At 71.6% G+C, this 21,865-nt stretch carries 19 protein-coding genes; 11 read left to right on the forward strand and 8 right to left on the reverse strand.

Going from position 1 to position 21,865, the window contains the following annotated elements:
- Positions 1–56: 56 nt before the first annotated feature.
- Positions 57–764, forward strand: a complete 708-nt coding sequence (locus tag EW117_RS18215) for a hypothetical protein (RefSeq protein WP_129788130.1) — start codon at positions 57–59, stop codon at positions 762–764.
- 11 nt (positions 765–775) lie between these two features.
- On the opposite strand, the gene EW117_RS18220 is transcribed toward EW117_RS18215, so the two are convergent.
- The gene (locus tag EW117_RS18220; protein WP_129788131.1) at positions 776–1,360 is read right to left on the reverse strand and encodes a TetR/AcrR family transcriptional regulator; all 585 of its coding nucleotides are present in this window, start codon (positions 1,358–1,360) and stop codon (positions 776–778) included.
- Between the two features lie 124 nt (positions 1,361–1,484).
- Here EW117_RS18220 and EW117_RS18225 point away from each other — a divergent pair, with 124 nt between their 5' ends.
- Entirely contained in the window at positions 1,485–3,665 is a 2,181-nt protein-coding gene (locus tag EW117_RS18225; RefSeq protein ID WP_129788132.1) for an MMPL family transporter, read from the forward strand.
- Positions 3,662–4,504: an SDR family oxidoreductase gene (locus EW117_RS18230; protein ID WP_129788133.1), complete on the forward strand. Its 843-nt coding sequence runs from the start codon at positions 3,662–3,664 to the stop codon at positions 4,502–4,504. Before EW117_RS18225 ends, EW117_RS18230 begins: the two co-directional genes overlap by 4 nt.
- Positions 4,505–4,510: 6 nt before the next feature.
- Here the strand turns inward: EW117_RS18230 and EW117_RS18235 are convergent, their stop codons facing one another.
- The 5 genes from EW117_RS18235 to EW117_RS18255 all read right to left on the reverse strand — a co-directional run bounded on the left by EW117_RS18235 (position 4,511) and on the right by EW117_RS18255 (position 8,817).
- The gene (locus EW117_RS18235; RefSeq protein WP_129788134.1) at positions 4,511–4,945 is read right to left on the reverse strand and encodes an SRPBCC family protein; all 435 of its coding nucleotides are present in this window, start codon (positions 4,943–4,945) and stop codon (positions 4,511–4,513) included.
- An 80-nt stretch (positions 4,946–5,025) separates the two neighbouring features.
- A complete protein-coding gene (locus tag EW117_RS18240; protein WP_129788135.1) occupies positions 5,026–5,889 on the reverse strand; it encodes a metal ABC transporter permease in 864 nt (287 codons plus the stop codon).
- Positions 5,886–6,758, reverse strand: coding sequence for a metal ABC transporter ATP-binding protein (locus EW117_RS18245; protein ID WP_129788136.1), 873 nt, complete (start codon positions 6,756–6,758; stop codon positions 5,886–5,888). The genes EW117_RS18240 and EW117_RS18245 overlap by 4 nt, the downstream gene beginning before the upstream one ends.
- Positions 6,755–7,681 (reverse strand): metal ABC transporter substrate-binding protein, encoded by a 927-nt coding sequence (locus tag EW117_RS18250; protein ID WP_129788137.1) that lies wholly within the window; start codon positions 7,679–7,681, stop codon positions 6,755–6,757. The genes EW117_RS18245 and EW117_RS18250 overlap by 4 nt, the downstream gene beginning before the upstream one ends.
- A 128-nt stretch (positions 7,682–7,809) precedes the next feature.
- Positions 7,810–8,817, reverse strand: a complete 1,008-nt coding sequence (locus tag EW117_RS18255) for a LacI family DNA-binding transcriptional regulator (RefSeq protein ID WP_129788138.1) — start codon at positions 8,815–8,817, stop codon at positions 7,810–7,812.
- A gap of 175 nt (positions 8,818–8,992) precedes the next feature.
- On the opposite strand from EW117_RS18255, the gene EW117_RS18260 reads away from it, so the two are divergent.
- The 8 genes from EW117_RS18260 (at position 8,993) to EW117_RS18295 (ending at position 19,629) form a co-directional block, all read left to right on the forward strand.
- A complete protein-coding gene (locus EW117_RS18260) occupies positions 8,993–9,538 on the forward strand; it encodes a TRAP transporter small permease (protein ID WP_165362762.1) in 546 nt (181 codons plus the stop codon).
- Entirely contained in the window at positions 9,535–10,809 is a 1,275-nt protein-coding gene (locus EW117_RS18265) for a TRAP transporter large permease (RefSeq protein WP_129788140.1), read from the forward strand. Before EW117_RS18260 ends, EW117_RS18265 begins: the two co-directional genes overlap by 4 nt.
- Before the next feature lie 45 nt (positions 10,810–10,854).
- A complete protein-coding gene (locus EW117_RS18270; RefSeq protein WP_129788141.1) occupies positions 10,855–11,919 on the forward strand; it encodes a DctP family TRAP transporter solute-binding subunit in 1,065 nt (354 codons plus the stop codon).
- Positions 11,916–13,004: a phosphotriesterase family protein gene (locus EW117_RS18275; RefSeq protein WP_207211922.1), complete on the forward strand. Its 1,089-nt coding sequence runs from the start codon at positions 11,916–11,918 to the stop codon at positions 13,002–13,004. The genes EW117_RS18270 and EW117_RS18275 overlap by 4 nt, the downstream gene beginning before the upstream one ends.
- The gene (locus EW117_RS18280) at positions 13,001–13,894 is read left to right on the forward strand and encodes a shikimate dehydrogenase (protein ID WP_129788142.1); all 894 of its coding nucleotides are present in this window, start codon (positions 13,001–13,003) and stop codon (positions 13,892–13,894) included. The genes EW117_RS18275 and EW117_RS18280 overlap by 4 nt, the downstream gene beginning before the upstream one ends.
- A gap of 1 nt (position 13,895) precedes the next feature.
- On the forward strand, positions 13,896–15,776 hold the full coding sequence (locus tag EW117_RS18285; protein ID WP_129788143.1) for a bifunctional sugar phosphate isomerase/epimerase/4-hydroxyphenylpyruvate dioxygenase family protein: 1,881 nt from the start codon (positions 13,896–13,898) through the stop codon (positions 15,774–15,776).
- Positions 15,777–15,955: 179 nt separating this feature from the next.
- On the forward strand, positions 15,956–17,851 hold the full coding sequence (gene ggt, locus EW117_RS18290) for a gamma-glutamyltransferase (RefSeq protein WP_129788144.1): 1,896 nt from the start codon (positions 15,956–15,958) through the stop codon (positions 17,849–17,851).
- 182 nt (positions 17,852–18,033) lie between these two features.
- Complete coding sequence (locus tag EW117_RS18295; protein WP_129788145.1) at positions 18,034–19,629, forward strand: ATP-binding protein; 1,596 nt, start codon at positions 18,034–18,036, stop codon at positions 19,627–19,629.
- On the opposite strand, the gene EW117_RS18300 is transcribed toward EW117_RS18295, so the two are convergent.
- Positions 19,538–20,740, reverse strand: a complete 1,203-nt coding sequence (locus EW117_RS18300) for an acyltransferase family protein (RefSeq protein ID WP_165362763.1) — start codon at positions 20,738–20,740, stop codon at positions 19,538–19,540. The two genes, EW117_RS18295 and EW117_RS18300, sit on opposite strands and share 92 nt — an antisense overlap.
- Entirely contained in the window at positions 20,737–21,819 is a 1,083-nt protein-coding gene (locus EW117_RS18305) for a D-alanine--D-alanine ligase family protein (protein WP_129788147.1), read from the reverse strand. Before EW117_RS18305 ends, EW117_RS18300 begins: the two co-directional genes overlap by 4 nt.
- Positions 21,820–21,865 lie beyond the last annotated feature (46 nt).

Below are 21,865 nucleotides of genomic sequence, written 5' to 3' on the forward strand. Positions count from 1 at the left end.
AGCATGTCGGCCCGCGCGACGACGGCGCGCGGAGTCAGGGGCTCTACTGTTTGCACGTGCAGCATGTGTGGGTTGCTCCCCATCCGGGCCACTTTCTCGCCTTCGCCTGGTTCATCGAGAACGTGACGTCGCCGGTGTTCATGGCGCTCAGCATGGCGGTTGGCACGGTATCGGCGACCGATCGCTGGGTGTTCGTCGTCGATCCCGCAGCGTCGTCGGAAGTCCTCGCCGGGGCGCAGGAGACCTTCCGCAGTGTCGGACGCCGGGCTCGTCGTCGCTACCTGTTGGCTCGCATATCGATCGGGTTTCTCTACGCCTGGCCTCTGGTGCTCCTCGCTCTTGGTCTCCCGGTCAGCGCCGCTGTGGGCGGAAGCGCCGGAGCAGGGCTCGAGGCCGCAACGCCGGCGACCATCGCCTACATACTTGCGGGCGGTGCTGCCGCATTGGTGACCAGCTGGCTAGCCCGCCGGTCTGCTCGCGAGGTGAGAGAACTGAATATTGAGGGCGTTGTGCGTAGCGGCGTCCTGGGTAGGAACCGCGAAGTGCTGCGCGTCATCTCTCGGACCGACCAACTTGGCCTTGTCGAGCAGCGACGGTTCCTGGACCACCTTTGGCGGGTTGCGATGGCAGACCAAGCGCGCTCTCATTACCTCGAAGTCGGCGCGGAGTTCGACGAGGACGATTTCGCCGCCCTTCGCCGCAACATCGAAACGGCGGAGGCCGCGCTGCAGCACTGGACGACGGCAGTACGGGTTCTGTCCTGAGCGAGTTTGTTTCAGCCCTGATCTTCGGCGGGTGAGACGCCGTCCGCCGACGCCGAGGCCTGCAGGTGCCGCAGGAGGTCGTCGACGAGGCCGTCCGGTGCCGTGTTCCACTTGCCTCCGACGGCCAGGTGCCCGTCCAGGGCGAGCTCGACGGAGCCGTGGACGACCGACTGCAGCAGCACGGTCAGGCGATCGGCGTCCCCCTGGGGCAGCTCGCCCGCACGCTGGGCCGTCTCGACGTGCTGCCTCAGCGTGTCGCGGGCGGCGCCCGCGGCGTCGGACAGCGCGTCGAACGGGGTGGTCCAGGGGCCGAACACGAGCCGGAAGCGGGCGGGGTGGGCCAGCGCCCACGCCACGTACGCCTTCAGCACCTCGCGCAGGTCTCGTAAGCCGGCGGCAGCGTGCGTGAGCTGCGCGAGCTCCCGTGTTGCGACGTCAGCCAGGAGCGCCTCCTTGCTGGCGAAGTGCTTGTACGGGGCGTTGTGCGAGACCCCGGCCAGGCGGCCGACCTCCCGGAGGGTGACGGCTCGAGGGCCGCCCGCGTCGAGCAGGTCGATGGCGGCACTGATCATCAGCTCGCGGGTTCCCGGTGGCACCTCCCGACTATATCCGCACCGTGATCCGCCGTATGCAGGGCCACGACATGGGGTTGACGTTGTCCACCTTGCTGGCTAGGTTGACGTTGACAACCCGAGGTGCCGACAGATCGGACGGGCTCTGATGTTCACGTGGCTGGGTCGCTTCATGTACGTACGGCGGCGCGCCGTCCTGGCTGCCGCCGGACTGTTCGCCGTGCTCGCCGGAGTCTGGGGGAGCGGGCTCTTCGGATCGATGAGCACCGCCGTGCTGAGCGCTCCGGACTCGGAGTCACAACGCGCGATCGACCTGCTCCAGGAGAGTTTCGGGCACCCGCCGGGCGAGGTGGACACGGTGGCGATCTTCACCGACCCCACCGGTGACCTGACCGTCGACGACCGGGGCTTCGAGCAAGCGGTGACGGCGGCGCTCGGCAGGCTGCCGGAGTCCGAGGTCACCTTCTGGAGCAGCTACTGGAGCCCGGGCCTCACCCCGGCAGAGCGTGCTGGGTACGTCTCGCAGGACCGGTCCGCGGTGCTCGCGGTCATCACGCTGCGCGGCGAGGGTCAGGAGGAACGGCTCCAGGCCTACGGCGCGATCGAGGGCCTCGTCCGGGCCGACGACGGACGCCTGGAGACCTACCTCGCCGGCGGCTCCACCAGCCGGTTCCATCTCGAAGCACAGGCTCAGGAGAGCCTGGCCAGGGCGCAGCTGATCTCCCTGCCGATCCTGCTGGTGCTCCTCCTGGTCGCGTTCCGCGGCCTGGTGGCCGCCACGGTTCCCCTCGCCCTGGGGGTGTTCGCGATCGTCGGCTCCCTGGGCCTGCTGCGCGTCCTGACCTACCTCACTGACGTCTCGATCTACGCCGTGGAGATCACTACGTTGCTCGGTCTGGGCCTCGCCATCGACTACGGCCTGTTCCTGGTCACCCGGTTCAGACGAGACCTGGACGCGCACGACGGCGACGTCGCCCAGGCGCTGGTCGGGACCATGCGTACCGCTGGGCGCACCGTCGCCCTCTCCGGCCTCGTGGTCATCATCGGCCTCTGCGGGCTCCTGTTCTTTCCCCAGCCGATCTCGCACTCCCTGGCCTGGGGCGGCATCACCGTCGTGCTGTTCAACCTCATCGCCGCACTCCTGGTCCTGCCCGCCACCCTGGCCGTTCTCGGCCAGCGGATCAACGCGCTCAGCCCGCCGTGGCTGCGGCGGCGCTCCGGTGTCTCCACCCGGGAGGACCGGGCCTGGGCCGCTCTGGCCCGGTCCGTCACCCGGCGCCCCGTGCCGTGGCTGGCGGGCGGGCTGGCGGTGCTGGCTCTGGCTGCCGCTCCGCTGCTCTCGCTGCAACCCGGTGCGACCAACCATCGCTACCTGCCCGAGGACAACGAGGGCCAGGTGGTTCCGCAGATGGTTGCCGAGGACTTTCCCGCCGGCGGACCATCCGAGTCCCGGGTGGACATCGCCGTCGTCGGCCGGGTGGGCGAAGCGGCGATGCGGGACTATCTGAGCGCGATCGACCGGCTCGACGGCGCCTACGAGCCCGTCGTCAACCATGCCGAGGGCGACGTGACCTGGGCGACCGTCGGCATCCGCGGCGAGACTGACGATGCCGTCAACCTTCAGCTGATCCGCGACATCCGGTCGCTCACCGCACCGGAGGGCGCGGACGAGGTTCTGGTCGGCAACGACGGCAGCCCGGCGATGACCTTCGACAACACCGAGGCGACGACCGCCGCGTTGCCCTGGGCGCTCGGCTTCGTCGGGCTGACGACCCTGGCGCTGCTGTTCCTCGCCTTCCGCTCGGTGCTCGTGCCGCTCAAGGCCGTGATCGTCGCCCTCCTCTCGCTCGGCGCGTCCCTCGGTCTGATCGTCTGGGGGTTCCAGCAAGGCAACTTCCAGGGGCTGCTGGACTTCTACCTCGTCGGGACGACGGACGTGTGGACCCTGGCGATCATCATCACCATCGCATTCGGCCTGGTCACCGACTACGAGATGTTCCTGGTGCACCGCGTCTACGAGGAGTTCCGCGCCACCGGCGACAACACCCGGGCCATCCGTACGGGGCTGCAAGAAACCGGATCCGTCATCACGCGGGCGGGCCTGCTCATGGTCGTGGTGCTCGCCTCGATGGGCTTCAGTGCCAGCTCGCTGTTCATCATGACGCTCGGCATCGGGCTGACCCTGTGCGTCGTGATCGACGCCACCGTCGTCCGCTCGATCGTCGTCCCCGCTGCGATGCAGCTTCTCGGCCGCGCGAACTGGTGGCCTGCTCAGCCCGTTCCGGACCGGCACCGGATCCGGCCGTCACTCTCGAAGGAGCCATCATGAAGTCCGTCCTCGTCACCGGGGCATCGACCGGGATCGGCGCGGCCGTCACCGCCGAGCTCGCCCGGTCCGGCTTTCACGTCTGGGCCACCGTCCGCCGAGCAGAAGATGCGGAGCGACTGCGCGCCCAGCACGGCAGCCAGGTCGAGCCCCTGCAGCTCGACATCACCGACGAAGCCGCCGTGTCCGCCGCTGGGGAGCGGGTGCAGGCCGCCGGGCCGCTCCATGGCCTGGTGAACAACGCCGGCGTAGCCCTGCCCGGCCCGCTGGAGCTCGTCCCGCTCGACTCCGCCCGGCGCCAGCTCGAGGTGAACCTGGTCGCTCAGCTCGCGGTCACGCAGGCGATGCTGCCCGCATTACGCAAGGCCCGGGCCGCGAACGAGGATGCCCGCATCGTCATGATCGGATCCGTCGGCGGCCGGATGGCCGGTCCCATGATCGGCACCTACCACGCCTCCAAGTTCGGCCTGGTCGGGCTCGCTGATGCCCTCAGGGCGGAGCTGGCGCCGTCGGGGATCAGGGTGATCATGATCGAGCCGGGCGCAATCGCCACGCCGATCTTCGCCAAGGCCGCCGGCAACGCGAACGAGCTCCTGACGACGCTCCCGCCGTCCGCCGACGAGCACTACGCCGCGCAGTACGAGGTCGCGCTGGCCATGGGTAGGCGCAACGCCGAGCAGGGGCTACCTCCGGAGCATGCGGCTCGGGTCGTCGTCAGAGCACTGACCGCGCGGAACCCGCGCCCTCGTCAAGGGATCGGCAAGGACTCGAAGACGGCGGGCGTGCTCGCTCGGCTACTGCCGCACCGTGTCATCTACCGGCTGGCGGCCGCACGCGCCTGACGCGTCTCAGGAGTCGCGGCTGGGGTCGGAGGGGCGGGCCTCTCCCCTGATCCGGGCCTGGAGCCGGCCGAGCCGGAGCCCGGCGACCCCCTGGTAGGCCCGGCGCAGCATCGCGGCCAGCGGGCCGGTGTGCGTGAAGTCGTGCCGGACGAGCGTGTGCTCGGCCTCCTCCCCGAGCCGCCAGTCGCCGGTCTCCGCAAACCCGGGCACCTGCCACACCATCCGGACGAGGCCCGGATCCATGGCCTGGTACGCGAACGTGCCCTTCAGTCCCGGCCGGACGGTGATCCGGTACTCCGCGTCGAGCGTGGCGGCTGCGGGTCCGGTCAGGCTGAGGAAGGCGGAGTTCCATGCGGGCAGGGCGAGTGCGTCGAGCAAGACCTCGCGCACTCGCTCCCGGGGTGCGTCGATGAGCAGTGTCGCGCTGCCGGTGGCGGTCATGCGGCCATCCTGCACCTCCATCAGCGCCAGCGGAACGCCATGTATGTGATCGAGGCGAGCAGTACCAGCTCGACGCCGCTTCAGACCGCCGCCACCGACCGCCGTCGGACCATCAGGTTCCGGATCAGCCCGTGCCGCGGGCTGAACAGGTAGACCAGCAGGAAGGCCCCGCCCTGCACCACCACGACCAGCCCACCGGAGGCGGCGTCCAGCCAGTAGCTCAGGTAGATCCCCACCACCGAGCACGCCGCCGAAAGCACCGGGGCGATCACCAGCATGCGCCCGAACCGGTCCGTGAGCAGGTATGCCGTCGCGCCCGGGATGATCAGCATCGCCACGACCAGGATCACCCCGACCACCTGGAGGGCGACGACCGAGGTCAGCGCGAGTGTCCCGAGCAGCAGCGCCCCGAGGAACCGCGGCGAGAGCCCGATCGCGTGGGCGTGCAGGGGGTCGAACGCGTACAGGGTCAGGTCGCGGCGCTTGAGCACCAGCACCGCGAAGGCGACGGCGGCCAGCACGGCGATCTGCACGAGGTCGGCCTGGGAGACGCCGAGGATGTTGCCGAAGATGATGTGGTTCAGGTCGGTCTGGCTCGGCGTGACGGAGATGAGCACGAGGCCGAGGGCGAACAGAGTGGTGAACACGATCCCGATCGCGGCGTCCTCCTTGACGCGGCTCGTGCCGCGGATGGCGCCGATCAGGGCGACGGCGAGGAACCCGAACACGAGGGCGCCCAGCGCGAACGGCGCACCGAGGACGTAGGCGATCACGACGCCGGGCAGGACGGCGTGGGAGACGGCGTCGCCCATCAGTGACCAGCCCACCAGGACGAGCCAGCAGGACAGCAGCGCGCACACGACGGCGGCGATGACCGTGGTCGCGAGCGCGCGGACCATGAAGTCGTACTGCAGCGGCTCCAGCAGCAGATCGAGCGGGCTCATGCGGCACCTCCACCCGAACTGGCTCTACCCGAACCGGCTCTACCCGAATTGGCTCTACCCGAATTGGCTCTACCCGAATTGGCTCTACCCGAATTGGCGTGGCCGAGTACGTCGGCGTCGTCCAGCCCGAACGCGCGGGCGAGGTTATCCGGCCGCAGCGCCTCCGACACGTCGCCGTGGAACAGGATCCGGTGCAGCAGGAGCACCGCCTCGTCGGCCAGGTGCGGCAGCGCGTGCAGGTCGTGGGTGGAGACCAGGACGGTCCGGCCGTCGTCGGCGAGCTCCTTCAGCAGGCGGACGATGGTGGCCTCCGAGCGCTTGTCGACGCCGGCGAACGGCTCGTCGAGCAGCAGGATCCGCGCGTCCTGGGCGATGCCGCGGGCGACGAAGGCGCGCTTGCGCTGGCCGCCGGAGAGCTGCCCGATCTGCCGGTCGGCGTAGGGGCTGAGCTCGACGCGGTCCAGGGCCTCGGCGACGGCGGCGTGGTCGGCCGGCCGGGCCCGCCGGGTCAGGCCCTGGCGGCCGTAGCGGCCCATCATGACGACGTCGCGCACCGAGACCGGGAAGGCCCAGTCGACGTCCTCGCTCTGCGGGACGTACCCGAGCAGGCCCCGCCTGCGTGCCGGCACCGGATCGGCGCCGTCGATCCGGACGCTCCCGCGGTCGGGGCGGACGATGCCCATGATCGTCTTGAACAGGGTCGACTTGCCGGACCCGTTCATCCCGATCAGCCCGGTCACCTTTCCCGGTCCGACGCTCAGAGAGACGCCGTCGAGAGCCAGCACCTCGCCGTAGCGGACGACGACGTCGTCCACCTGGATGACGGCGTGCCGGGCCGAGGCGGTGGCGGGCCGGGTCGTGGCGCTCATGAGCTGCTCCCGGAGAGGGCGTCGATGATCGTCGTCGTGTCGTAGCGGATCAGGTCGAGATAGGTCGGCACCGGCCCGTCGGCCTCGGACAGGGAGTCGACGTAGAGCGTGCCGCCGAACTCGGCGCCGGTCGCCTCGACCACCTGCTGCATCGGCTTGTCCGAGACGGTGGACTCGCAGAACACGGCCGGCACGTCGTTGTCCTCGACGAACTCGATGGCCGACGCGATCTGCTGCGGCGTGGCCTGCTGCTCGGCGTTCACCGGCCAGATGTACTGCTCGGCCAGCCCCGCGTCGCGCGCCAGGTAGGAGAACGCGCCCTCGCAGGTCACGAGCGCCCGCTCGTTCTCGGGCAGCGCCGACAGCCCGTCGACGAGCTCGTCCTGCACCTCCTGCAGCTCTGCCTGGTACGCCTTGCCGTTGGCCTCGAAGTCGGCGGCGTGCGCCGGGTCGAGCTCGCTGAACGCGTCGACCATGTTGTCGACGTAGACCTGCACGTTCACGGGGCTCATCCACGCGTGCGGGTTGGGTTTGCCGGCGTAGGCGTCCTCGGTGATGTCGACCACCTCGACGCCGTCCGACACGACCACGTGCGGCACGTCCACGGACTCGACGAACTGGCCGAACCACGCCTCGAGGTTCAGCCCGTTGTCGAGGATCAGGTCCGCCTCGGACGCCGTGGCGACGTCGCGCGGCGTCGGCTCGTACCCGTGGATCTCCGCGCCGGCCTTCGTGATCGACTTCACCCGGAGGTGATCGCCGGCCACGTTCTGCGCGACGTCGGCGAGGACGGTGAACGTCGTCAGCACCACGGGGCGGTCGTCCGTCGCGCGCGCCAGGACCGACGAGGAGCAGGCCGAGAGCCCTCCCGCGATCAGCGCGAGCGGGAGGAGCAGGGGGACGGCGCGGCGGGTGCGGTGCATACCTCGACCCTAAAAGTTCGGACACCCGAACACAAGTACGCGATGGTTCGAACTCGGGCGAATCGCCAACTCGCTGAGTGTTGGATATTTGTCGTCCCCGGGCCGTCTGAAGCGCAAATAGCCAGCACTCAGCGGACGACGGCGGGGGCCGGGGCCGGGGCCGGGCCTGAGGATTCCCTCAGGACCAGTTCTGTCGGGAGCCTGAGCTGTTCGGGCTCCGGCGGCGTGCGGCCCGCGAACTGGTCGATCAGCAGCTCCACCGCGAGGCGGCCGGCGTGCGCGCCCGGTCCGCCGAGCGTCGTCAGGGACGGGTGGACGAAGTCCGCGGCGAAGATGTCGTCGAACCCGACCACGCTGACGTCGTCGGGCACCCGGACACCGCGCCGGGTCAGCCGGCGGATGACGCCGAACGCCAGCAGGTCGTTGTGCGCCACGATCGCCGTCGTGCCGGTGCGCAGCGCGCCGTCGGCAGCGACGCCGCCGTTCGCGACGTTCGGGGTGTACGGGCCGACGCGGTGCGCCGTCAGGCCGTGCTCCTCCGCACCACCGCTCAGCGCCGCCCAGCGCACCGCGCCCATCCACGAGCCCGGCGGGCCGGCGCAGTACGTGAAGCTCCGGTGCCCGAGCGACGCCAGGTGCTCCAGGATCTGCTGGCAGCCCGCCCCGACCGCCAGCGCGACGCTGGTCAGGCCCGGCAGCTCGCGGTTGAGCAGGACCACGCGGTGCCGCTCGGCCAGGGCGAGCAGGTCGTCGTCGGAGAGCCGGCTCGCGGCGAGGACGAACCCGTCGACAGTGGGGGACAGGTCGCGGACCTGGTTCTCCTCGACGCGCTGCGACTCCTCGGCGTTGACGATGACCAGCGTGACGTCGGAGGTGCGAGCGCGCTGCTCCGCGCCGCGGATGAGCTCGAAGAAGTGCGGGTTGGTGATGTCGGACAGGACCATCGCGATGGTGCGGTGCCGTCCGCCGGGCAGCGCCCGGTTCTGCGGGCTGTGCTCGTACCCGAGCTCGGCCGCGGCGGCGAGGACCCGCTGCCGGGTCGCCTCGTTGACCCGGCCGGGCTTGTTGAAGGTGCGCGAGACCGTCGAGGCGGCCACGCCCGCCGCCTTCGCGACGTCGTAGATCGTGGGCTGCACCTGGGCATCTAGCCACACCATTGGCAACTTTGGCAACTGCTTGCGCAAGTTGTCGGGCGGTTTCTACTGTCGCGGCAGTGACGACGCCACACGCCGACGTGTGGTGATGACCGCACGACACACGGAGGTGTCGTGCCGGACGGAAGGGGACCGTCACGATGCACGTGAACCACGCATGACACGCCCAGCCATCAAGCGCCTCGTACGGCTGCTCACGGCCGTGGAGCTCACCATCGCCTGCGTCGCCATGGTGATGATCTTCGTGCTGATCCTGTTCCAGGCGGTGCAGCGCTACCTGCCCGTGCCGCAGATCGTCTGGACCGGCGAGCTGTCGCAGTTCGCGCTGATCTGGCTGACGTTCGCCGCCGCCGGCGTGCTCGTCACCCGCAACGGCCACATCGCCCTCCAGATCGTCGACAACCTGCCCAGCCCCGTCCTGGTGCGGGTGGTGCAGGCGCTCGCGATGGCGCTGGTCACCGTGATCGCCGCACTGTTCACCTGGGCGTGCTGGGAGCTCGTGTACGTGGCGGGCTTCCTGACGTCGCCGGCGCTCGGCCTGCCGATGTCCTGGGTCTACGCGATCGCGCTGGTCGGGCTGGCCAGCACGACGCTCCGGGCCGCGGTCGACGCGGTACAGGTCGCCCGGTTCGGCGCGCCCGCGTCCGAGGGTTCGGCCGCGGGTCCTGCGGAGGGTCCGGCCGAGGGCGAGGCCGCACGATGACGGTGCTGCTCCTGCTGGTCGCGATCCTGGTGCTGCTGGCGATCCGGGTGCCGGTCGCGTTCGCGTTCCTGGGCCCCGGCCTGGCCTACCTGCTCGTCGAGGGCCAGTCGCTCGGCCTGCCGATGCGGCTCGTCGCCGACGCGACCAGCAACTTCGTGCTGCTGGCGGTGCCGCTGTTCGTCCTGCTCGGCGTGGTCGCCAACCACGCCGGCATCGCGGACCGCCTGTTCGACTTCGCGCTCGCGCTGTTCGGCCGGGTCCGCGGCGGGCTCGGCTACGTGAGCGTCGGCGTCAGCCTCGGCTTCTCCTGGATGAGCGGCTCCGCCGTGGCCGACGCCGCGGCGCTCAGCAAGGTCGAGGTCCCGCCGATGCTGCGCGCCGGCTACTCCCGGAGGTTCGGCCTCGGCGTCGTGGGGGCGTCCGCGCTCATCGCGCCGGTCATGCCGCCGAGCATCCCGGCGGTGATCTTCGCCGGGCAGGCGTCGGTGTCGACCGGCGCGCTGTTCGCGGCTTCCGTCGTGCCGGCGCTGCTGATGGTGGTCGGGTTGTGCGTCGTGGTGTTCGTGCTGGTGCGCCGCCAGCCCGACATCCGGCACATCGGCTTCTCCTGGTCGCGCGTCGCCGAGACCGGCAAGCGGGTGGTCCTGCCGCTGGGGGCGCCGGTGGTCATCCTCGGTGGCATCCTCGGCGGGCTCTTCACGCCGACGGAGGCCGCCGCCGTCGGCGCGGCGTACATGCTGGTTCTCGGCTTCGGCTACCGCCGGCTGAACGTCCGGGACCTGCCGAAGATCCTCGTCGAGACCGTGCTGACGACGGCGTCGATCATGCTGATCGTCGCCTCTGCCGCGCTGCTCGGCTACGTGCTCGCCAAGGAGCGGGTGCCGCAGGCGCTGACCCAGCTGGTGCTCGGCATCACCGACGACGGCACGGTCTTCCTGCTGCTGGTCATGCTCCTGATGCTCGTGCTCGGCACGGTGATCGACGCGACGGCGACCCTGGTGCTGGTCGTGCCGATCCTGATGCCGATCGCCATGAGCCTCGGCGTCGACCCGATCCTGCTCGGCGTCGTGATGATCCTGTCCCTGATGATCGGGCTGCTGACGCCGCCGGTCGGCACCGTGCTCTATGTCCTCAGCTCCACGCAGCGGGTCCCGGTCGGCGAGGTGTTCCGGGGCGTGCTCCCGTTCCTCGTGCCGCTGCTCGCGTGCTGCCTGCTGATCATCTTCGTCCCCGGCATCGCCACCTGGCTGCCGGCACTGCTCGGCCTGTAACCGACAGCCGACGACGACGTCGGCGTGAACCGAGAGGACCCCGTCATGAACCGCCAGCTGAACATCCGACCGAACGCCCACCCGAACCGTCGCCGGGCCACCGCCGCGAGCGCCGCCGTGCTCCTGCCCCTGGTGCTGCTGACCGCGTGCGGCGGCGGCTCCGGCGACGGCAACGGGGGCGCCGCCGGGGGCAGCGAGGTCGAGCTGACGCTCGCCCACAGCTACACCGAGGACCAGCCGCAGCACACCTGCGGCGCGCAGGTCATCAAGGAGGAGGCCGAGGCCGCCGACGTCGGGATCACCGTGGAGGTGTTCCCGAACAGCCAGCTCGGCGGGGACGCCGACCGGATCGCGTCGGTGCAGTCGGACGACGTCGACATCGACATCCAGGGCGCGTCCGCGCTGGCCGCCGTCTACGAGCCCGCCGGCGTCGTGGACGCCGCGTACGCCTTCGACGACGCCGCCCACCTCGACCGGTTCTTCGCCGACGGCTCCGCCGACCAGCTCAAGGAGGACTTCAAGGGGGCATCCGGGGGTGTGTCGATCCTCGGTGCGTGGTCGGCCGGCGCCCGGCAGTTCACCGCGAACGAACCCATCCGCGAGCCCGCCGACCTCGAGGGCCTGCGGATGCGCTTCCCGGGCTCGGGGCAGTACCTGCTCAACGCGCAGGCGCTCGGCGCCCAGGCCACCGAGGTCGCCTACGAGGAGCTCTACCTCGCCCTGCAGCAGGGTGTGGTGGACGGCCAGGAGAACCCGCTGACCAACATCGACGCGAGCAACCTGGTCGAGGTGCAGGACTACGTGAGCATGTCCGAGCACCAGCAGAACTCCAACCTGATCGTGGTGGCGCCGTCCTTCGACAGCGAGCTGAGCGACGAGCAGCGGACGGCGCTGGAGGACGCCGTCGCGTCCGCCGTCGAGCAGATGCCCGGCTGCGTCGAGGAGGCCGAGCAGGAGATCCTCGACGCGTGGGAGCAGGAGGGCTCCGTGGAGATCGTCGACGACGTCGACCAGGAGGCCTTCGCGCAGCAGACCGACGCGTGGTTCCGCGAGAACCTGAGCGGGGACTCGCTGGCGGTCTACGAGGCGATCCGGGACTCCGCAGAGTGACGCCCGCACCGCCCGTCTCGGCCACGGGTCCGGCGCCCGGTCCGGCGCCCGGTCCGGCGCCCGGTTCGGCCGGCCCGCCCGACGGTGTCGTGCCGACCTACCGGGGGCCGGTTCGCGGCGCCGACCTGGGCTGGACGCTGACGCACGAGCACCTCTTCGTGCTCGCCCCGGAGCTCGATCGCGACTACCCGCACCCCGAGTGGGACGAGGACGCGGCGGTGGAGACCGCCGTCCGCGGGCTGGAGGAGCTGTACGGGCTGGGCGTGCGGACCGTCGTCGACCTGACCGTGCCGGGCCTGGGGCGGGACGTGGCCCTGGTGCGGCGGGTCGCCGAGCGGACGCCGGTCAACCTGGTGGCCGCCACCGGCTGGTACACCGACGACGTCCTGCCGCCGTACTTCCGCACCCACGGTCCCGGGCGGCTCGTGGGCGGCCCGGATCCGCTGGTCGAGATGTTCCGCGGGGACGTGACGGAGGGCATCGGCGGCACGGGCATCGGCGGCAGCGGGGTCAGGGCAGGGGTGCTCAAGGTGGTCACGGGCGCGCCCGGCCTGGCCCCCGACGTCACGCGGGTCATGGCGGCGGCCGCCCAGGTGCACCACGAGACCGGCGTGCCGATCAGCACGCACAGCGACCCCGCCCGTCGCACCGGCCTCGACCAGGCGCGATTCTTCGCGGAGCGCGGAGTGGACCCGGCGCGTGTCGTCATCGGGCACAGCGGGGACGGCGAGGACGTCGACCACCTCCTCGCCCTGCTCGACACCGGGGTCACACTCGGGATGGACCGGTTCGGGATGGCCCACACGGGCGACGACGAGAAGCGGATGGGCGTGGTCCTCGCGCTCCTCGCCCGGGGATACGCGGACCAGCTCGTGCTGTCCCAGGACTGCGCGTACTTCAGCCGGGTCACGCCGCCGTCGTGGCGCCGCGAGCACACGCCGTCCTGGACGCACGACCACCTCAGCAGGAGGATCGTCCCGCGGCTCGTCGAGGCGGGCGCCGACCCGCGCGACATCGAGCGGATGATGGTGGACAACCCGCGCCGCCTCCTGGCCGGCCCTTCAGCGGGCGGGGTCGGCACATGAGCGACCGGTACCGGGTGGCCCTGCTCGGCAACGGCATCGGGCAGTCGCTGTCGCCCGCGCTGCACATGCGGGAGGCGCGGCACCTCGGCCTGGACTACGAGTACCGGACGGTCGACCTCATCGACCGCCCGGACGTGGACCTGGGCGCGGAGCTGCGCCGCCTGGAGGACGCCGGCTTCGACGCCGCCAACGTGACCTACCCCTTCAAGCAGTCGGTTCTGGAGCACGTGGACGGCCTGAGCCCGACCGTCCGCCGGCTCGGCTCCGCCAACCTGGTGCTGCTCAGGGACGGCCACCGCACCGCGCACAACACCGACTGCACGGGGTTCCGTGCCGCGCTGGAGGACTTCCTCGCCGGGCGACTACCTCGCCAGGCGACTACCTCGCCGGGTGACCACCTCGGCAGCGTGCTGCAGATCGGGGCCGGCGGGGCCGGGCTCGCCACGGCGTCGGCGTTGATCGACATGGGATTCGACCCGATCATCGTGCACGACGTCGTTCCCGAGGCGGTCGAGGCGCTGCTGCGGCGCTTCTCGAGCCCGGACCGCCTGCGGAGCAGCGGCGGCTCCCTCGACGCCTGGCTGCCGCAGGTCGACGGCGTCGTCCACGTCACCCCCGTCGGCATGGCCGAGCACCCGGGCGTCGCGTTCGACGTCGGCCGCCTCGGCCCGGACGCCTGGGTCGCCGAGGTCGTCTACCGGCCGCTGGAGACCGAGCTGGTGCGCCGCGCCCGCGCGCGCGGCCTGGCCACGCTCGACGGCGGCGGGATGGCCGTGGGCCAGGCCGTCGAGAGCTTGCGCCTGATCACCGGCCTCGAACCCGACGTCGCCCGGATGCACGCGCACTTCAACCAGCTCGTCACCGGCGGGCCCACCACAGGAGAGGGCTGAGATGCGCAAGTCGATAGCGACCGTCTGCCTCAGCGGCAGCCTGGAGGACAAGCTCTACGCCTGCGCCGACGCCGGGTTCGACGGCGTCGAGATCTTCGAGCCCGACCTCGTCGTCAACGACCGCAGCCCCGAGGAGATCCGGGCGCTCGCGGACCGGATCGGCCTGCGCCTCGACCTCTACCAGCCGTTCCGCGACTTCGAGGGGGTCACCCCCGACCTGCTCGAGGAGAACCTACGGCGGGCGCGGGCGCGGTTCGAGACCATGCGCCGCCTCGGCATCGACACGGTTCTGGTCTGCAGCAACGTGGCCACCGCGACGGTCGGCTCCGATCAGGTCGCGGCCGAGCAGCTGCGGCGCCTGGGCGACCTCGCGGCGACCTACGGGGTGCGGGTGGCGTACGAGGCGCTGGCCTGGGGCCGGTTCGTGGACGACTACCGGCGCTCCTGGCGCATCGCGCAGCTGGCCGACCACGAGGCGGTCGGCGTCTGCCTCGACAGCTTCCACATCCTCTCGCGCGGCCACGACCCGGCGGCGATCGAGGACATCCCGGGCGAGAAGATCTTCTTCGTCCAGCTCGCCGACGCGCCCGACCTCACCATGGACGTGCTCTCGTGGAGCCGGCACCACCGCCTCTTCCCCGGCGAGGGCGTGTGGGACCTCGGCCGCTTCGTGACCCACCTGACCGCAGCGGGCTACCCGGGCCCGCTGTCTCTGGAGGTGTTCAACGACGTCTTCCGGCAGACCGACACCCGGCGGACCGCCGAGCACGCCCTGCGCTCCCTGGTCTGGCTGGAGGACCGGGCGGGCCGCCTGCTGGACGACGCAGGCGGCGCGGGGGAGGACGACGCCGGCCGGGCGAGCCTCGACCGGATCGCCGACGTCGACGTGCCGACCGGCTACGACTACGTGGAGATCAAGGCCGAGGACACGAGCGAGGTCGAAGTGCTGCTCGACCAGCTCGGCCTGAGCCTCCGGGGCCAGCACCGCACCAAGCCGGTGCGCCTCTGGGCGTCGGGCGAGGCGCGGATAGTCCTCAACGAGCAGCACGCGCGCGACCTGGAACCGCACCTGGCCGGCATCGGCCTGGCGGTGGCGGACGCCGCGACGGCGAGCGAGCGGGCCCGCGCCCTGGCGGTGCGGCCGGCTCCCCGCAGGACCCAGGCGGGCGAGCTCGACCTGGCCGGGTTCGTAGCACCCAGCGGGCTCGAAGTGTTCCTCAACGACCAACGCGTCAGGAGCAGCGACGGGACCGCGGCCGGCGACGAGCCCGCCTGGGCCGCGGAGTTCGACCGCGGCCGGCCCGGCAGCGCCCGGGAGATCATCGGCATCGACCACGTCAACGTGTCCCACGGCTGGGACGCCCACGACGAGGCGGTGCTCTTCTACACCAGCGTGCTGGGCCTGGAGAAGCCGACCGTGACCGAGGCCGCCGGGCCGCAGGGCCTGGTCCGCAGCCAGGTGATGCGCACGGCCAGCGGCGCGGTCCGCATCTCGCTGAACGTCGCGCCCGTCGGGGTGTCGCATCCTGAGCACATCGCCCTGGCCTGCACCGACGTCGTCGCGGTCGCCCGCCGGGCGCGGGAGCGAGGGCTGGCGCCGGTACCCGTGCCGGACAACTACTACGACGACCTGCGCGCCCGGTTCGGGCTGGACGACGCGACGCTGAAGGTGCTGCGGGAGTACCAGCTCATGTACGACCGCTCCGAGACCGGCGAGTTCTGGCACTTCTACACTCCGCGTATCGGCCGCGTCTGCTTCGAGGTGGTCCAGCGGATCGGCGGGTACGACGTCTACGCGACCGACAACACCCCCGTCCTCCTGGCGGCCCAGGACCGGCTCGACCGAAGGACGACGTCGAACGGGAGGCCCGGAACACGATGACCACGCCTGGCGCTCGTTGAGTGCTGGATATTTGCCCTTCTGAACGGCCGGAAGGAGCGAATATCCAGCACTCAGCGGACTGGCGGCGCCACGCGGGGCCGATATGCACCTTCTTGGTGGTTTCGCGCGGCATACTTCCTGGCATCGCACAGCGGACGCACAGCCGGGGGGACGTGCCCATGTACAGCAGACTCGTCGTTCGTTCAGCAGCGGTCACCGGTGCGCTCGCCCTGGCGCTGACCGGCGCCATCGCATCGAGCCCGGCGATCGCGTCCAGCCCGGCGATCGCGTCCAGCCCGGCAATAGCGTCCAGCCCTGCCAACGCGTCCAGCCCCGCCGACGCAGCGCGCCCCGCTCCCGCGCAGGAGCCGCCCCGGGTGCCGACGTCGGTCGGGTACGGGGGCGCCGTCAGCTCCCTCGATCCCGTCGTCTCCGAGGTGGGCCTGACCGTGCTGCGACGTGGCGGCAACGCAACAGACGCCGCGGTCGCCATGGCGGCGGCGATCGGCGTGACCGACCCGTACAGCGCCGGGATCGGCGGCGGCGGGTTCTTCGTGCACTACGACGCCGCGACAGGCCGTGTCGAGACGATCGACGGCCGCGAGACGGCGCCGTCGGCGATGGAGCACGACGCGTTCGTCGACCCAGCGACCGGCGAGCCGTACCCGTTCTACCCGGACCTGGTCACGAGTGGTGTGAGCGTCGGCGTCCCGGGAACGCCCGCCACGTGGGAGCGTGCGCTGGAGCGGTGGGGTACGACGTCGCTGCGCCAGGCCCTGCGCCCGGCGACCGCCGTGGCGGAGGAGGGCTTCGTCGTCGACCAGCTGTTCCACGACCAGACCGTGGCGAACCAGGCGCGGTTCGAGGCGCTCACCCCCACGACCGAGCTGTTCCTGCCGGACGGCGCGGCGCCCGAGGTCGGGTCGGTGTTCCGCAACCCTGACCTCGCGGCGACGTACCGGATGCTCGCCCGCGGGGGAGTGGACGCGTTCTACGAGGGGCCGCTCGCGCAGGAGATCGCGGACGCCGTGCAGGCGCCGCCGGTCGCCGATGAGATCGAGCTCCCGGTGCCGGCCGGGTCGCTGACCGCCGAGGACCTCGCCTCGTACGAGGCCGTGGACCGGGACCCGACGGTCGTCTCGTACCGCGGGTACGAGGTCTACGGGATGGCGCCGCCGGGGTCGGGCGGGACCACCGTGGGTGAGGCGCTGAACATCCTGGAGCAGTTCGACCTGGCGTCGCTGGACGATCCTGCCGCGCTGCACCACTACATCGAGGCGAGCGCCCTGGCTTTCGCCGACCGGGCGGCCTACCTCGGCGACGGCGACTTCGTGGACGTGCCCGTGGACGGCCTGCTGGACGACACGTTCGCGCGGGAGCGGGCCTGCCTGCTCGACCCGGCGGGCGCCGCGCCCAAGCCCGTGGCGGCAGGCGATGCCAGGTCGTACGACGGCGAGTGCGGCGAGCCCGCCGTGCCGGGCGTCAGCCCCGAGGACACCGAGAGCACGTCGACCACCAACCTGACCGCGGTCGACCGGTGGGGCGACGTGGTCGAGTACACACTGACCATCGAGCAGATCGGCGGGTCGGGGATCGTCGTGCCCGGCCGCGGGTTCCTGCTGAACAACGAGCTCACGGACTTCAGCATCCGGTACGACGCCGACGACCCGAACCGGATCGAGGCCGGCAAGCGCCCGCGCTCGTCCATGTCGCCGACGATCGTGCTGGCCGACGGGCGGCCGGTGCTCGCGCTCGGGTCGCCGGGCGGGTCGCGGATCATTACGACGGTCCTGCAGATGCTGATCAACCGGATCGACCTGGGCATGACGATCGAGCAGGCGATCGCCGCGCCGCGCGCGACACCGCAGAACTCGGCGACCACGCCGGCGGAACAGGGGTTCGTCGACGCCTACGGCGCGGCGCTGACGGGCTACGGGCACAGGTTCGCGCCGACGCCGACGATCGGGGCGGCGACCGCGATCGAGATCGGCCCGGGCGGCCTGCTCACCGCCGTCGCGGAGCCGACGCGGCTCGGCGGCGGCTCGGCCCGCGTGGTGTGGCCGGCGGGGAGCTGATCCGCTCGTCGCCGGGCGGTCGTTTTCCACCCACGGGATGATGCTCTGCGGGACGGTGTGTGTGACAGTCGACTTACGTCGACCCGCGCGTGCGCCGCCCGCTACATTCTTGCGGGCGTGTTCCGCACCATCCCGCGGCGACCCGCACACCCGGCCCCAGAGCAGCCCCAGAGAAGGAGCCCGTGACGACACCGCCATCGTCCCGGAACGAGACCAGTCCCGTTCCGTCGGTCCAGTCCGTTCCGTACGTCCAGCCAGCTCCGTTCGTCGCGCCGGTCCAGCGCCGCGGATCGGAGGTGCGCCGACGCCGCGTCGCCTGCCCCGACGGCGTCGTCCAGACGCCGTCGATGCCGGCCCGCCGGTCACCGGCCACCGCTCTGGGGCACCGGCTCGACCTCGCCCGCGAGCGGGCCTTCGTGGGCCGCGGCGAGCAGACCGCCGCGTTCCGGACGGCAATGGCCCACGAACGGGCCTCCACCGTGCTGTTCCTGCACGGCGCGGGCGGGACCGGCAAGACGACGCTGCTGCGCCGGTTCGCGCACGAGGCCGAGGACGCCGGACGCCGGGTGGTCCGCACCGGACGCTTCGACCCGGCGCGGTCCACGGCGCTGCTCGTCACCGAGCTCTCCCGGGTCACCGGCCCGTCGTCCGACGCCGCGCCGGCCCCGGTCCTGCTGATCGACGACTTCGACGACTGGCGTCCGGCCGAGTCCTGGCTGCGCGAGGCATTCCTGCCCACGCTGCCGCTCGGGACGGTCGTGGTGCTGGCCGGTCGCACGCCACCCGCGCTGGAGTGGACCACCGACCCGGGCTGGCAGGAGCTGCTGAGCGTGCACGAGCTGCGGGACCTGTCGCCCGAGGAGGCGCGCCTGCTGCTCGACCGCCGCGCGGTGCCCCGGGACGAGCAGGCCGGCCTCCTCGCGATCACCGACGGCAACCCGCTCGCGCTGCTCGTCGCGATCGACGCGCACAACGCCGGCAGGTCCGACGACGAGGTGCGGCTCGCCGTCGCGCACGTCGTCCTGCAGCGTGTCGTCGGGCCGTTGCCCACCCCCGCGCACCGCCGGGCGCTGGAGGCGTGTGCCACCAGCGAGCCGACGACGGAGGCCTCCCTCGGGGTGGCCGACAACGCCGCCGACGATGCCGCCGAGCTGTTCCAGTGGCTGCGGTCGCTGTCGTTCGTCGACCCCGGGCCGCAGGGGCTGTACCTGCGGCCCTTCGTCCGCGAGGCGGTGACGACGGAGCGGCGATGGCGTAACCCACAGGACCCCGAGCCGGGCCGCCGCTCCACCACCCGGCGGACTACCCGGCGGCGTCTCACGACCGGCGACCCGGCCCGCCGCACGGGGTCGGACCGGGACACCACCGAGGACGCGCCGCACGCCGATCCCTCGGCGGCCGGCCCGGACGGGCTGTCCCGCGGGGCCTTCGAGAGCGAGGTCCGGGAAGCCCTGCGGTCGTGGCGGCGTCCCGACCTGCTCGCGACGAACCCGCTGACCCGCAGCCGGCTGGTCGCGCGGCACGCCGAGACCGACCCGGTCGCCGCGCTGCGCGCGGTCCTGCAGGGCGCGCTGGACGAGCTGGGCCAGGACCCCCGGGAGAGCAAGAGCCATCGCGCCCTGCTGGCCACCTACCTCGGCGGCGCCCCCACGCAGGAGGCGGCCGCCGAGCGGCTGGGGCTCCCGTTCAGTACGTACCGTCGGCACCTGGCGCAGGGCCTGGCTGTGCTGGGGAGCCTGCTGTGGTGGCAGGAGACCCGCGACGAGCAGCCCGGCTGAACGTCGGCAGGTCGAACAGCCACGTCGCACCGGCGTTCAGCAACCAGGTGTGGAGCGTGAGGCACACCGAGACCAGCAGCGTCACGAGCACTATCGGCAGCAGCACGGCGACCACCAGCTGCGGCCCGGTGCCCAGCTGGGAGAACGGGCCCACCAGGACCGCGGTGAGCAGGGCGAGCAGCGGCATGTGTATCACGTAGATCGGCAGGGTCTGCCGTCCGAGCCGGGCGAGCAGCGCGGCGCCCGCACGCCAGCGCTCGAGCTGGACGGCGCCGGCGATGCCGACCACCACCGCGACGATGCAGACCGCCGGCCACACGCCGTACACGTCCTGCGCGTTCAGCACCTGGACGCCGACCATGAGCCCGAGGTACAGCGCACCACCGACCAGGAAGCGGGGCAGGGTCGCGGCCTTCGCCCAGCGCTCGATCAGCGGTCGGAAACGTAGGCCGACCAGGAAGAAGAACAGGTTCTGATAGAGCTGACCGCGGTTGCCCGGCGCGGCCAGCAGGTCGGCCGAGGCGATCACCGACAGCGCCAGGGCGGGCACGAGCACCGCCCAGGTAGGCAGCCGGCGGGTCAGCTTGGCGACGACGAAGTACAGCGCCAGCGCCACCAGGTACCAGAGGTTGGTCGGGGTGATCGTGAGCTGTTCCAGCACGTCCAGGGCGCTGCGTGCGGCCAGGGTGTCGAAGTCGGGGACCATCGACAGCACCAGCGTGTGCACCGTGAACCACACCAGGTAGAGGTAGTAGAACCGCGCGATCCGGCTGCGCGCCACCGTCGACCAGGAACGCTGCACCGCGGCGAACGCGAACATGCCGGAGATCGTGAAGAAGACCGGCATCCGCAGCGGCAGCAGCATGTCGCCGAAAGCGCCCCAGAGACCGGGCAGCGGCACCGGCAGGTGCCAGTCGATCGTCAGGTACATCTTCATGATCACGTGCCACAGCACGACGAGCAGGATGCACACGCCCTTGGCGACGTCGGCCCACTCCGCCCGGGGCTTCGCGGGTGCGGCGGACGCCGTTGCCGGCTCGGCCGGGGTCGTTACGGTCGGCTGCGCGGCGCCGGTCCGGGCCTGCGCGCTCACGAAAGGCTCTGCGCTCACGACAGGACGGCCGGCTGGGGGCCTCGCGCCCGCGCCGTCGCGATCATGATGTCCAGCAGCTCCGGGTACGGCGTGCCGGCGGCCTGCCACATCCGCGGGAACTGCGACATGGACGTCAGGCCGGGGATCGTGTTGACCTCGTTGACCGTCGGGACCAGCTTGCCGTCCACCTCGGGCAGGAAGAAGTCGACCCGCAGCAGTCCCGCGCAGCCCAGCTCCTGGAACACGTCGAGCGCGATCGTCGAGAGCTGCTCGGTGATCTGCGGGTCGAGGTCGGCGGGCACGACGAAGTCGGTGATGCCAGCCTCGTACTTGGCGTCGTAGTCGAACCAGCCGTGCTCCTCGCCCACCTTGATCTCCAGCGGTGGACTGGTCAGCAGGCGGCCGTCCTCGAGCTCGAGCACGCCCATGTCGATCTCCCGGCCGGGCACCCCGGCCTCGACCAGCGTCTTGGTGTCGCTCTCGCGGGCGAGCTCCAGCGCCGCGGGCAGCTGCGCCCAGTCGTCGACGCGCGTGACCCCGACGCTGGACCCGCCACGCGACGGCTTGACGAAGACCGGCAGGCCGAGCTTCTCCTTGTCGTCCTCGCCGAGCTCGTCCGCCGGCGTCCGCAGGACGACGCCGGGCGCCACCGGGATGCCCCGCGCGCCCAGGACACGCTTGGTGAAGTCCTTGTCCATGCTGGTCGCGCTCGCCAGGACGCCGCTGCCCAGATAGGGGACGCCCGCCAGCTCGAGCACGCTCTGGACGGTCCCGTCCTCACCGAACGGCCCGTGCAGCACTGGCAGGACGACGTCGGCGCCGCGCATCGCCTCGACCGCGCGGGCGAGGGTCTCCAGCACGCTGAGCTGGGCGTCCACCGGTTCCGGGGTCATCTCGCGCAGGGCGACGTCGGTCACGACCGACTGCTCGGTGTCGGTGCCCACCACCCAGTGCCCCGTCGAGGTGATGCGGATCGGCACCACCTCGTAACGGCTGCGGTCGAGGTGCTGCACGACGCTCGCCGCGGAACGGCAGGAGACGTCGTGCTCGGTGTTGCGCCCGCCGAAGAGCACAACCGCCCGGATTCTGGTCGGCATCGAGATTTTCACTCCAAGATCGGTCCTGCGACGCCGTCCTGTAACC

Origin of the sequence: Promicromonospora panici, assembly GCF_900608595.1 — a bacterium.
Taxonomy (GTDB): Bacteria; Actinomycetota; Actinomycetes; order Actinomycetales; family Cellulomonadaceae; genus Promicromonospora; species Promicromonospora panici.